General features: G+C 53.7%; 8 protein-coding genes. 3 read left to right on the top strand and 5 right to left on the bottom strand.

Annotation, left to right across the window (positions count from 1 at the left end; genetic code table 11):
* Positions 1–3,024 (bottom strand): pyruvate:ferredoxin (flavodoxin) oxidoreductase (nifJ, locus tag BUB55_RS11885; protein WP_073191736.1); only part of this gene is annotated, 3,024 nt, incomplete at its 3' end.
* Positions 3,025–3,202: 178 nt separating this feature from the next.
* Here nifJ and BUB55_RS11880 point away from each other — a divergent pair.
* Entirely contained in the window at positions 3,203–3,823 is a 621-nt protein-coding gene (locus BUB55_RS11880) for a thiamine phosphate synthase (protein ID WP_073191734.1), read from the top strand.
* Positions 3,824–3,844: 21 nt separating this feature from the next.
* On the opposite strand, the gene BUB55_RS11875 is transcribed toward BUB55_RS11880, so the two are convergent.
* Positions 3,845–5,671 (bottom strand): glycoside hydrolase family 43 protein, encoded by a 1,827-nt coding sequence (locus tag BUB55_RS11875; RefSeq protein WP_073191727.1) that lies wholly within the window; start codon positions 5,669–5,671, stop codon positions 3,845–3,847.
* A gap of 160 nt (positions 5,672–5,831) precedes the next feature.
* Between BUB55_RS11875 and BUB55_RS11870 the strand changes: the two genes are divergently transcribed.
* Positions 5,832–6,923, top strand: a complete 1,092-nt coding sequence (locus BUB55_RS11870; RefSeq protein WP_073191724.1) for an HD-GYP domain-containing protein — start codon at positions 5,832–5,834, stop codon at positions 6,921–6,923.
* Entirely contained in the window at positions 6,920–10,894 is a 3,975-nt protein-coding gene (locus tag BUB55_RS11865) for a response regulator (RefSeq protein WP_073191722.1), read from the top strand. The genes BUB55_RS11870 and BUB55_RS11865 overlap by 4 nt, the downstream gene beginning before the upstream one ends.
* A gap of 3 nt (positions 10,895–10,897) precedes the next feature.
* Here the strand turns inward: BUB55_RS11865 and BUB55_RS11860 are convergent, their stop codons facing one another.
* From BUB55_RS11860 to BUB55_RS11850, 3 genes are all read right to left on the bottom strand, one after another.
* Positions 10,898–11,146 carry a zinc ribbon domain-containing protein gene (locus BUB55_RS11860; protein WP_073191720.1) on the bottom strand — a complete coding sequence of 83 codons (249 nt, stop codon included), beginning with the start codon at positions 11,144–11,146 and terminating at the stop codon, positions 10,898–10,900.
* Between the two features lie 12 nt (positions 11,147–11,158).
* Entirely contained in the window at positions 11,159–11,953 is a 795-nt protein-coding gene (locus BUB55_RS11855) for a hypothetical protein (RefSeq protein WP_073191718.1), read from the bottom strand.
* A gap of 283 nt (positions 11,954–12,236) precedes the next feature.
* The gene (locus BUB55_RS11850) at positions 12,237–13,238 is read right to left on the bottom strand and encodes a class II fructose-bisphosphate aldolase (protein WP_072978447.1); all 1,002 of its coding nucleotides are present in this window, start codon (positions 13,236–13,238) and stop codon (positions 12,237–12,239) included.
* Between the last annotated feature and the right edge of the window lie 19 nt (positions 13,239–13,257).

Here is a 13,257-nt window from a genome sequence, read left to right as displayed (position 1 = left end):
CACTTCGGTATCGAGGACGCAGATGTTCACGTTTTCACCCGTGGCCATCACGTGGTCGAGACCACCGTAACCGATGTCGTATGCCCAACCGTCACCACCGAAGATCCACACGGACTTCTTCACGAGGTAGTCGGCGAATTCGTCGCGGAGGCTGACGGATGCATCGTCGGTAGCACCGGCGAGAGCGGCCTTAAGGGCGGCGACGTTTTCACGCTGGGCCTTGATGCCGGCTTCGTCATTCTGCTCCTGGGTCGTGAGCTTTTCCTTGAGTTCGGCAGGAACGTTCACGGCTTCGAGGAGGCTGAGAGCCTGCTTGGCATGCTTCGTGATAGCGAGACGCATGCCGAGACCGAATTCAGCGTTGTCTTCGAAGAGGGAGTTTGCCCAAGCGGGACCGCGGCCTTCCTTGTTCTTTGCCCACGGAGTGGTCGGGAGGTTACCGCCGTAAATGGAGGAGCAACCCGTAGCGTTCGCGACAACCATGCGGTCGCCGAACAACTGAGATACGAGGCGGACGTAAGCGGTTTCGCCGCAGCCTGCGCAAGAACCGGAGAATTCGAACAGCGGTTCGAGGAGCATGGCCTGCTTGACCAGGTTCTTGTTGACCTTGGTGCGGTCGAATTCCGGGAGATCGACGAAGAAGTCCCAGCACTTGCCTTCCTGAACCTTGATGGGTTCCTGCGGCACCATGTTGATGGCCTTCTTGGTTTCGTCGGTCTTGTCCTTACCGATACAGGCCTGCGTACAAACGCCGCAACCCGTACAGTCGTAGCTGGACACGGAAATAGCGAACACCGGCTTGTCGGAACCTTCGAGCTTGAAGCCCTTGGCCGGGGTGTACTTGAAGCCTTCCGGGGCGTTCTTCACTGCGGATTCGTCCACAACCTTCACGCGGATGGCTGCATGGGGGCAGACCATGGCGCACTTGCCGCACTGCACGCAAGCGTCCGGATTCCAGGACGGAATGTTGAGGGCGAGGTCGCGCTTTTCGTACTTGGTGGTAGCGGTCGGGAACACGCCGTCGCAAGGCATCTTGGAGACGGGGAGGAGTTCGCCGTTGCCCTTGATGATTTCTGCGGTGACTTCGTTCACGAACTTCGGAGCGTCGCCGTGGATCGGAGCGCGGAATTCCTTCGTGCTGGTGACAGCAGCCGGAACCTTGACTTCGAACAGGTTAGCAAGAGAAGCATCGATAGCGTCCCAGTTCTTCTGGACCACTTCCTGACCCTTCTTGGCGTAGGTCTTTTCGGCGTACTTCTTGATGTACTTGATGGCGGTTTCGGCATCGAGCACGTTACCGAGCTTGCTGAAGAAGCAGGTCTGCATCACGGTGTTGATGCGGCGGCCCATGCCGGTCTTCGCGGCAACGGCGTAGGCGTCGATCACATAAACCTTGAGGTGCTTCTTGATGATTTCTTCCTGCACCGGACGCGGGAAGGTATCCCACACGGTGTCGGCGGAGTGCGGGGTATTCACGAGGAAGGTTGCGCCATCCTTCGCGTACTTCAGCATGTTCACGGATTCCAGGTGCGGAGTGTGGTGGCATGCCACGAAGTCGGCTTCGTTTTCGCCAATGAGGTACGGGGCGTCGATGATGCTCTTACCAAAGCGGAGGTGAGAGGTGGTCATGGAGCCAGACTTCTTGGAGTCGTAAACGAAGTAGCCCTGTGCGTAGTTGTCGGTTTCGTTACCGATAATCTTGATGGAGTTCTTGTTGGCACCCACGGTACCGTCGGAACCCAGACCGAAGAACATAGCCTGGAAGAAGTCGCTTTCAAGCTTGAAGTTCGGGTCGATGGTGAGGCTGGTGTGGCAAACGTCGTCGTTGATACCGACGGTGAAGCGAGCCTTCGGGTCGGCCTTGGCGAGTTCGTCGTAAATGGCCTTGACCATGGCCGGGGTGAATTCCTTGGAAGAGAGACCGTAGCGGCCGCCGATCATCTTCGGCATGGCCATCTTGCCGGCCATCACGGCTTCGGAAATAGCGGTCAGGGCGTCCTGGAAGAGCGGTTCGCCAGCGGAACCCGGTTCCTTGCAGCGGTCGAGGACGGCAATCTTCTTGACGGTCTTCGGGAGGGCCGCAACCACGGCTTCCATCGGGAACGGACGGTACAGGCGGATGTTCACGAGACCGACCTTTTCGCCCTTGGAATTGAGGTACTTGACGGTGTCACCGATGGTGCAGGTCGAAGAACCCATAGAAATGATTACGCGGTCAGCGTCGGCGGCACCGACGTAGTCCACGATGTGGTACTGACGGCCAGTGTAGCTTGCGACCTTGTCCATGTACTTCTGGACAATTTCCGGAACCTTGGCGTAGAACGGGTTCACCGTTTCGCGGCCCTGGAAGTAAACGTCCGGGTTCTGGGCGGTACCGCGCATGGTCGGGCGGTCCGGAGTGAGGCAGCGTTCACGGCAAGCCTTCACGTACTTTTCGTCGATGACGTTACGGATAACGCCGTCTTCGAGAGCTTCGATCTTCATCACTTCGTGAGAGGTACGGAAACCGTCGAAGAAGTGCATAAACGGCACGCGGCTTTCGAGAGTGGAAGCGTGGGCCACGAGAGCGAGGTCCTGGCATTCCTGCACGCAGCTGGAGGCGAGCATGGCAAAGCCAGTCTGGCGGCAAGCCATCACGTCGGAGTGGTCACCGAAAATAGAAAGACCCTGCATGGCAAGTGCACGGGCAGTCACATGGAAGACCGTGGGGGTAAGTTCGCCCGCAATCTTGTACATGTTCGGGATCATCAACAGAAGACCCTGGGAAGCGGTGAAGGTCGTGGTCAAAGCACCGGCCTGCAGAGCTCCGTGAACGGTACCGGCAGCACCACCTTCGGACTGCATTTCAAACACGCGGGGAACCTGTCCCCAAATATTCTTCTTGCCTGCAGCACTCCAGTTGTCGGCGTGCTCAGCCATAGGACTAGACGGTGTAATCGGGTAAATAGCCGCAACTTCGCTAACAGCAAATGCTACGCTAGCGGTGGCCTCGTTACCATCACACGCAATCATCTTTTTTGCCATGTGTGTCTCCAATTTTTAGGTTTTTTCGAAAAAATCTGATTTAAGTGCACTTTCGGCCCATTTGGAGCCAAAAGCGAAAAATCCAAGATGAAAAATATAAAGATTAAAGGGAATTGAACAAGGATTTTTTGAAAAATTGCGTAAATCTAGGGGTATTTGTTTATTGTATATTTGAGCCATGCGGCTTTGGCTTACGACATCTCCTGATGATTTTGCCTCAGAATTCGACGACATCGAACAGATGTTCAGCCGCGGGCTTACGCGCCTGATACTCTCCAAACGGGGCAGGGGCGGTGCTCCCTGCGCGACAGAAAGCGATTACGAGCGGTGGCTCATGGCGCTCCCGATGGAATGCCGAGACCGCATTTGGGTGCGTGGAACACCAGATTTGGCGGAGCGCCTGGACGTGCGCGGGTGCGTTACCGAAGCGGGCTCTTTGCTGGGGGAGGTTCCCGAAAGCTGGAAGCGCGTGAACTGCGTTGCCCTTTGCCGCGACCTGGAACAGCTTGAAAAACTCCCGGAATGGGTGGCCGGGGCGCTCGTTGGGCCCGTTTTCCAGCCGCAATCCGTCTTTGAGCCTGTCAAGACGTTCGGCGCTACGGCGGTCCTCGAACATCTTGCCGCCTCCGGCACCGCGAACCTGCCGCCCGTCATCGCCTTCGGCGGCATCGACCACGAGAATCTCGACGAAATCAAGAAACTCCCGGTGCAAGGAGTCTCGATTCTGGGGGGCATCTGGAATTATGCCGACCCGGTGAATGCTTTTATCAAACTAAGTAGAGTTGTAAATAGTTACTAGTAACTAATAGCGACGAAGTCGCTACCGTTCCACAAACATCCCGTTGCGCGGCTTGTTTTTGAGGCGGTTTCCGAGCAAGTCGAAGTAAACCGGATTACGGTTCAAGCGCATATTAGCGCGGTTGTTGCGTAAATCCTTTGAAATGAAGGTTGTCGTCGTGTCTTCCTTGTACGGCTTGTCCGGATCGTCCACTACAATCTTGATTTTGGCTTGGCTCTTGCATCCGGTCTCGTTCGTGTAAACGACAGTGTAGTAACCGCTAAAGTCGCCATCCACGTTCTTGAGCGTGTTTTCGCGGGTGGTGGATTTGAATCCGTTCGGGCCTTCCCAGTTCCAGATCTTGCCGTCCCACGGGTGCGGGCCGAACTGCACTGTAGCGCCTTTCGCGACCTTCAGGTCAAGCGTTTCGTTCCATCCACCGTCATCTACCTTCACGTAGGGGACAATCTTCGTGCCGCTGCATGGACCAACAACCTTCTTCCCGTCGCACACGCCTATGGAATCGGGAATTTCAATCACCCGCGGTTCAAAGTCCGGGGTGGGGAAGGCCTTCATGAGTTTTGCAGTCTCTTCGGCGGTGACCGGGAGGATTGTCCCGTGGCGGGGCGTGAATGCGCCGCTCGTCTTGGTATCCTGCACGAACTTGAAGTTTTCGAGGTCGGGACTGCTCGTGAACTGGTAATGCCCGTTCATGTAGCAGTCGTACATGAGCACCCAGGAATTCTGGTTGATGAGCTTGAATACGCCCGCGCCTTCCACGGCTTCGGTCGTCTGTTGCAGGGCCTTGCTCGGCTTGCTCCACTGCGAACCGCTGTCGGCTCCACTCTTGGGCATGAGCGAACTTGCGGTCACCTTGCAGATGCCGCCGTCGCCTTCGTTCTTGTAGAAGGCGTGGTAGAACTTGTCGACCGGGTTGTAGACGATGTCCATGTCGATGGTTGATTTCCCGCGGTCAAAGAAGTGCTGCGGGTCGCCTTCCAAATCGGTAAAGTCCTTGTTCGAGTAGGCATAGAATACCTTGTCGTAGCTGATGGTGCCATCGTTGGTCAGCAGGGAGAAGTACACGAGCGGGCGGCCCTTGGTGCCGTCGCCGTTGTCGTAGGTGTCGTCCCAGAAGGTTTCGGGGGCCCAGACACGGGTCACGTTCGCGAAGTTCTTGCCCTTGTACTTGTCGGGGAAATGTACGGTGGCGTGTTTCCAGTTGATAAGGTCGCGGGACTTCATGAGCACCATGCCGCGGTTGCTAGCCCAGCCTTCGGCACTCTTCATGTCGGTATTCACCATGTAGAACCAGCCGTCGGGTGCGCGCAGCACGTGCGGGTCGCGGAGGCCTTTCTTGATGCTTACCGTGTCGGCGGCCACCACGCGTTTTCCGTTGTTCATGGCGGTAAAGCTGTAGCCGTCGTTACTCAGTGCGTAGTAGATATTCTCGTTGTCGTTAGCCGGGAAATACGCGAAAAGGTAGTTGGAGTAGGGTTCGTATCCGTGGATGGAAACCTTGATAGCTACGTCCTGCGTCTTTGCGCTCAGGCCGTCGTGGATAGTCGCCGTGAGGGTCACTTCCTTGTTTTCGCCCACAAACCTGCCGTTAACGCGGCCGTCGTGGGCAAGAAACAGTGTGTCGCTGCTTTTCCAGGTGATGGGGAAGGTTTCCCCGGCAAGCTTTATGGTGTCGAGGAGGCTGAGGTCGGTATACAGGTCGTTGGCCGAGTTGCCTAAGCTCCGGCTTACGCTGTCAACAGCGCGCCAGAAGGGGGTAACATCGACCTGTGCGAGGGAGGGGATGCTCGCTATAAGCACGCCGGCTGTAACCAGCGCATTCTTATTAAGATACTTTTTTCCAAGCATTGAAAAAACTCCAAAATCAATCCAATTAAGAAGTAATATATGTTTTTTTCGTTATTAACCCATTTTATTTGGCGAATATATCCACTATTTTTTGCCTTTTTGCTCCAATTTGGAATAAATCAAGGCGTTCTATTTTTTTTTTTGAACATATATTAGGGCTATGGAACAGTCTCGTGCCAAGATTTTAGTTGTCGACGACACCAAGACCAATATCGAGGTCCTTGAAGGTGTTTTGTCACCCTTGTATGATGTATTTGTGGCGATGAATGGCAAAAAAGCACTCCTTTTGGCTCAAAAGGTCAAACCGGACCTTATTTTGCTCGATGTGATGATGCCTGAGATGGATGGTTACGAAACTATCAAGCAAATCCACCAGATCGATGAAATCAAGGACATTCCCGTATTCTTTTTGACGGCCAAGTCTGACAACCAGAGCGAGCAGGTAGGTTTGGACCTGGGGGCGGTCGACTACATTGCAAAACCCTTTACACCTCAGTTGGTGATGCTCCGTGTCAAGAACCAGCTCGAGTACAAGCGCCAGCGCGACGAACTCAAGCACCAGCGCGACCATTTGAACGACATCGTGGCCGAGAGGACCGAGGACCTTCGCAGGACTATGAAGGTCCTGCTCACGAGCTTGGGCGCCCTCGCCGAATACCGCGACCCCGAAACGGGCGCGCACATTCGCCGTACCCAGTTTATTGTACAGAGGCTCGCGCAGCAGTTGCAGGGGCACCCGCATTTTTGCGAATACATCAAGTCCAAGGAGTACGTGGACTACTATGCGACTGCCGCCCCGCTGCACGACATTGGCAAGGTGGGCATCCAGGACGAAATCTTGCGCAAGCCGGGCCGCCTGAGCGACGAAGAACGCAAAATCATGATGCAGCATCCGCAAATGGGCTACGACGTTTTGCGCGATGCGACCAAGGAACTGCGCGACAACCCCATGGTCCGCATTGCCGCCGACATGGCGCTTGCGCACCATGAGCGTTGGGACGGATTGGGATACCCCAATGGGCTTCGCGGAAACCAGATTCCCGTGGGGGCGCGCCTCATGGCGGTCGCCGACGTTTACGACGCGCTTGTTTCGCGCAGGCCCTACAAGGAGCCGTACCCGCACGAGGTCGCCGTACAAGAAGTGGTTAACGGGAAGGATACGCAGTTCGACCCCGATGTGGTCGAGGCGTTTGTCTCGATTGCCGATGACCTTCCGCAAATTTACGAACAATTCAAGGACGAGCAAAGTTGACTTTTAACCCGGCGACAGCAAAACGCCGGCAACTGCGCTGGCGAATTTCCCTTGTCTATACGGTCCCCACCTTGGTGGCGACCGTGTTCCTGGTTTTGGTGTTCTTCTTTTACTTGCGTGAATCCTTAATCAACAACGCCTATAGCGGTACCGAGGTCGCCCTCAAAAAGTCGGTGGACGAGTGTGAGTCTTTCTTGTTGGAGAGGGAGGACACCTTCCAGAAATACGCAAAAAAAATACAATCCATGAACAAGCAAAACGCGAAGCTCAGCATGGTGAAGTACAAGCAGGCGCACGAGCTGGTCGATGTTTATTACGGCTATTCCGCCGAAAACGAGTTCTTTAGTGCCCGTGGCGAGGTGCTGGACCCGTCGCACCCGATTGTGGGCAACTACAGTTGGTACCTGGAAGCCTCCCGTAACAAGGGGCTTGCCATTACGGGACCGACTATCAAGAAGAGCCTCAAAAAACAGGTGGTGTCGATCTCGTACCCGATTTTTGCGAAGAACGGACAAATCAAGGGTGTGCTCGGCGAAGACATTGACCTCATGAAGGTGCGCCAGGCGATGGGTGAGGTGGCAAAGAGCGAGGGCGGCATCACCCTCCTTATCGAGAGCAGCTCCGACAATATTTTCACCTTCTACCCTTACGAAACCAGCTTGGGCAAAATGGATTTGGATAGCCTTACCGGCCTCCATTCCATGATTTACGACGACTACAGCGTGGACTCGTTGATGTACGGCAAGGTACTTCGCTTTGAAAAATCGAACAACCACCGCCAAAGCTTTGTGTTCATGGTGACGCCCATGAAAAAGTCGCCGTTCTATGCAGTACACATCATGCAGCAGAACAAGGTGGTTTCCAAGTTCAGGGACGACCTTTCCAAGATCATGCTCCTTGTGATTTTGGCGGTGGTGCTGTTGATGCTGGTATCGTCCATGATAGCGCATTTTCTGTACAAGTGGTTCATTGACAAGGACTTGAACGAGAGCGTGAGTTCCAGCACTTTGTTCGATACCATGCTGGGAAGCCCCATCTATACGTTGATACTGACCGACGAGAATTTCGACATTTTGCACGCAAGCGCGAACGTTTGCGATTTTATGAACGACGGGGAAGACATCAAAGGGAATATCCTTTGGAACTACATTCCCTCAGACCAGTTCAAAAAATTTGCGCACCGTATGGCGATGGGCGGCGACTTGCACCCCAGCGAACGCAAGACCAGGGTGATGGTCCGCAACAGCCACGGTGAAGAAGCGTGGTGGGGCATCTCTTTCCAGCTTTTGGTCGAGGACAACGGAAGCATCCGCTACCTCTTTACCATTAACGACGAGACGAGCGGCATTCAGAAGGATACCATCCTCGACACCATCATGCTCTCTGCCGATACGTCGCTCCTCATTATCTTTGATCGCTCGCTCCATATCAAGTACATGTCCAAGCAGCTTGCCGACATTTTCAACAAGGAATGGCGCGAAATCATAGGTTCCAGCCTGAACGACCTGACTTCTTGTGGGCTGCCCGAAAACGTGACCAAGGCGCTCTCCGAGACATTTGAAAAACGCGAGACCTGGAAGGAGAGCTTTATGCTCACGAATCAGGAGGAACACACCGAGGTGTGGTTCCGCGGCGATGCCGTGACCCTAAAGGTGCAGGATTCCGTGGTGGGTTACATGTTCTCGATGACCGATATTAGCGAGGTTGTGGCCGCACGCGAGATTGCCGAGAAGGCGACGCAGGCAAAGAGCGAGTTCCTCGCCAACATGAGTCACGAAATCCGTACGCCTATGAATGCCATTATCTGCATGGCGCACCTAGCCTTAGAAACAGACTTGAACGAACGCCAGCGCAGTTTTGTTGAGCGCATTGGACATGCAGCGAAGTCGTTGCTTGGCATTATCAACAACATTCTGGACTTTTCGAAGATCGAGGCCAAAAAGCAGGAACTCGAGGTCACGCAGTTCTCGCTGCAGGATACCATCAACGAGGTGGCGGCCCTTGCCGAAGTGCGCATTGCGGGTAAGAACATCGAGCTCATTGTGGACGTGGATCCCGACATCCCCGAACTTTTGATGGGTGACCCGCTAAGGCTCTCGCAAATCTTTACGAACTTGGTGAACAACGCGACAAAGTTCACCGAGAAGGGCGACATCACCCTGCGTGTAGAAATGGAGCAGTTGACCGAGAAGAACGTGCGCCTAGCCTTTAGCGTGAAGGATACCGGTATTGGCATGACTCCTGAACAGCTGGGAAGGCTCTTCAATGCGTTTACGCAGGCGGACGGTTCGACCACGCGCAAGTATGGCGGCACGGGCCTAGGCCTTGTGATTTCCAAGTCCCTTGTAGAACTGATGGGTGGCCAGATGCAGGTCGAAAGCACATCCGGTGAGGGCTCGCGATTCTTCTTTACCATCACGCTCCCCATTGCTCCGCAGGCGGGGCAACCCAAGTGGAAATCTGTCACCTCGTTTGCAGGGAAGAACGTGCTGCTTGTGGACGAGTGTGCCAATTTACGTACGGTTTTGCGCCACCAGTTGACCAAGCTCCAGTGCGTTGTAGAGGAGGCTTGCTCCGCCGCCGAAGCGTTCGACCTGATCCAGTCCCACGAGGAGGCGGGCGAGGCGCCGTTCGACGTGTTCATGGTCGATTACAAGATGGGGCTAGAGACGGGCTTTGACTTTGCCCGCGGCATTCCGCTCTCCATGCATTACGTGCCCAAGATCTTGATGCACCCGCTGCATTTTGAGGAACGCGAGATGAATGAGGCAAGGGACCTTGGCTATAACAGTTTTGTTGCCAAGCCGCTCCAGATTAGTTCCATTTTGAGCGGACTTCAAGAAGCCCTTGGCGAACCGCTGACTTACCAGAAGGCGGTTAAAAAGGAAAAACGAAAGATTTACTTTAAGCCGGCGAAGGTCCTTTTGGTGGAAGACAACCAAATGAACCAGGAACTTGCCGTGTCGCTCCTCGACAGTGTGGGCCTCACGACGATGGTCGCCAACAACGGTCAGGAGGCGCTCGACATGCTCGACGCCAACGCCTACAACTTGATTCTCATGGATTTGCAGATGCCGGTGATGGACGGTCTCACCGCCACCAAGACGATTCGCGAGCGCAAGGACCCCTATTTCAAAAAGGTGCCGATTATCGCAATGAGCGCCCGCGCCTTCCAAAAAGACAAAGAAGAGTGCTACGATGCGGGAATGAACGCCTATGTGGTCAAGCCCATTGACCCGACTCTCCTTTACGAGGAACTCGCGCATTACTTGCCCGTGGCCGCCGAAGGCCCCGAGATCCAGTCCCGTACAGTGGTCTCGGCAACGACAACGCCCGCGACAGAGGACGACACGGAATTTTTGGGACATTTCTCAAAGGTCCGCAATTTTGATGCGGCGAACGGACTGTACCATTCAAACAACAATAAGACTCTTTACCTCAAGATTTTGCAAGGTTTTGTGCGCGATTACGGTGGAAACGGCTTTGAACTCCGCAAGCTTGTGGAGACCATGAAGTTCGAGGAGGCGACGCGCATAACGCATACCATCAAGGGCTTGTGCGGGACCATTGGTTCGGCGCATGTGCAGTCGCTTGGAGCCGCTGTCGAGGCGACGCTCTCTCAAAAGAAGCAGAACTTCCCGGAATTCAACGAGTTTGAGTCGGCGCTTCACGACCTTGTCGAGGACCTTTCGATTTCGCTTTCCGATATGGTTTCTGAGCAGGCTTCTACAGGAACCAAGACTAAGGACCCGAAGGGCAAAGAAAAACTGCGTACCGCCATGAAGGAATTGCATGCGGCGGTGGATTCCTGCTCGGCTACGCAATGCAAGCGCATTTTGGAACCGTTCGACAATTTGGAGTTTGACGCATCTATCGAGGCGAAACTGCGCAAACTCAACGAACAGGTGGACGATTACGAGTTCACCGAGGCCGAGGTGACCATCCAAGAAATAGAAAAGGCGTTGGGATAGCTGCTAGAATACAAACGCGGCTATGAATGCCAGGGCTACGATAATCGCGGCGATAGCTGCCAGCAGGTTTGTTTTACCTTTTTTCCCAGTGCCGTCAACACCGAACTCGTTCTCCAACATTTCGTCGTAATCCGGCGTTTCGAGGTCGGTAAATTCTGCGCCTTCCTTCCAGCCGGTGTCGGCGTCGCTCCCGCAATGCGGGCAGAACGTGGCGTCATCTTTCAGTTCGGAATGGCAGTGAGGGCAGTACATTTTGATATGGTATTATTTCGTGAATTTGTAACGGCCTAGCAGATCGAAATAGCGGGCCTTGGGGGCAATTTTGACGGGCTTGCGGGTTTTGTGGATGGAGGAGGTTCCTTTCGTTTTTATAAAGAAAAATTCCCTGAAGTAGGTTCCGCTTTCAATGCTTACAGAATAACCTTTTTCATTGGGCTTGTATAACAGGGTGTATTTAATTTGGCCATCGGCATCGTATTCATAGCATTTGTTGTCATTATTTGGATCTGCTGCATAGACTTTTTGACTTGTTCTAACGGAATCCGTATTGTAATCGAAGTATCTTTTTTCTATCACGGAGTCTTGCGTCAAAATGTATTCAGTGAACCAATGAATTTTGTCTTCAACCTGTTCTACAGTAATATAGTTCGGTGTAATTTTTGTTGTCTTTATCCCGCCGTATTCACCATTGGAGTAAACTTTTTCCTGGTAACATAACGTATCTTTCGCTTGGCATTTAGAAACGATGTATTCGATACCTTTGTTTTTTAGTGCGGTCTCATTCGTGTCGTTGTAGAAAGGGGAAATACGAATTTCTTCGCCTTCTTCCTTGGTATCATACTGTGTTTCGGCAATTTTCCCATCTTTGTAGATGTATTTATGCGTCCACTCGTTTCCATTTTCGTTAAAGTAGGATGAATCAATGTGAAACTCGCTTTCCGGATTGAGGTAAGGATTTGCGAGCGCCGTAAACCAGACATCCGTGCATTTGTTTGCCAAGGATATGGTGTTCAATGTCAAAACGGCAATAGAAACAAGAAAAAAAGATTTGCGAATCACGAAAGACCTCCTTAATTTGCTTTAAATATAAAAAATCGCCAGGCGATTGCCTAGCGGTTTTTAAAAGCGAATCAACGAAGATTACAGCTTGCCCGTGAGCAACAAACGCCTCGTATTAACGAGGCGTGGTTGCGAGAGCGAGGGCCAGCACTGAACGTGGTGTCCAGATTCTAGCCCGAGCGGTCTCCCGTGAGCAACAAACGCCTCGTATTAACGAGGCGTGGTTGCGAGAGCGAGGGCCAGCCCTGTACTTGTTGTACAGATTCTAGCCCGAGCGGTCTCATTAGAGCTTGTTGTTGGAACCAAGAACGTCAACGATCTTGTGTTCGTACATCTTCTGCATGTTTTCACGAGCCGGCTTGAGGTACTGGCGCGGGTCGAAGTGTTCCGGATGTTCGTCGAAATACTTACGGATAGCGGCAGTCATAGCGAGACGGCTGTCAGAGTCGATGTTGATCTTGCAGACAGCGGACTTGGAAGCTTCGCGGAGCTGTTCTTCCGGAATACCGACGGCATCCGGGAGCTTGCCACCGTGGGCGTTGATGGTATCGACTTCGTCCTGCGGCACAGAAGAAGAACCGTGGAGAACGATCGGGAAGCCCGGGAGCTTCTTTTCGATGGCGTGGAGCACGTCGAATGCCAGGGGAGGCGGAACGAGCTTGCCAGTCTTCGGGTCGCGAGTGCACTGTTCCGGCTTGAACTTGTAAGCACCGTGGCTGGTACCGATGGAGATAGCGAGGGAGTCGCAGCCCGTACGGGTAGCGAAGTCGATCACTTCTTCCGGCTTGGTGTAGTGGGATTCTTCAGCCTGGACTTCGTCTTCCACACCGGCGAGCACGCCGAGTTCAGCTTCGACGGTCACGTCGTGCTGGTGAGCGTATTCAACAACTTTCTTGGTGAGGGCGATGTTGTCTTCGTACGGAAGAGCGGAACCGTCAATCATCACGGAAGAGAAACCGTTGTCGATGCAGTCCTTGCAGAGTTCGAAAGAGTCACCGTGGTCGAGGTGGAGCACGATCTGCGGATTGGCGCAGCCGAGTTCCTTGGCGTATTCAACAGCACCCTGGGCCATGTAGCGGAGGATGGTGCCGTTAGCGTAGTTACGGGCACCCTTAGAGACCTGCATGATCACCGGAGACTTCTGCTTCACAGCAGCCTGCACGATGGCCTGCATCTGTTCCATGGTGTTGAAGTTGAAAGCCGGGATGGCGTAGCCACCCTTAACAGCCTTTGCAAACATTTCCCTGGTGTTCACCAGGCCGAGTTCCTTGTAAGAAACTGCCATTTGATTTACCTCTTGAGTG

Origin of the sequence: Fibrobacter sp. UWP2, from assembly GCF_900141705.1 — a bacterium.
GTDB lineage: Bacteria > Fibrobacterota > Fibrobacteria > Fibrobacterales > Fibrobacteraceae > Fibrobacter.
This window is presented reverse-complemented; position numbering and strand designations above follow the sequence as displayed.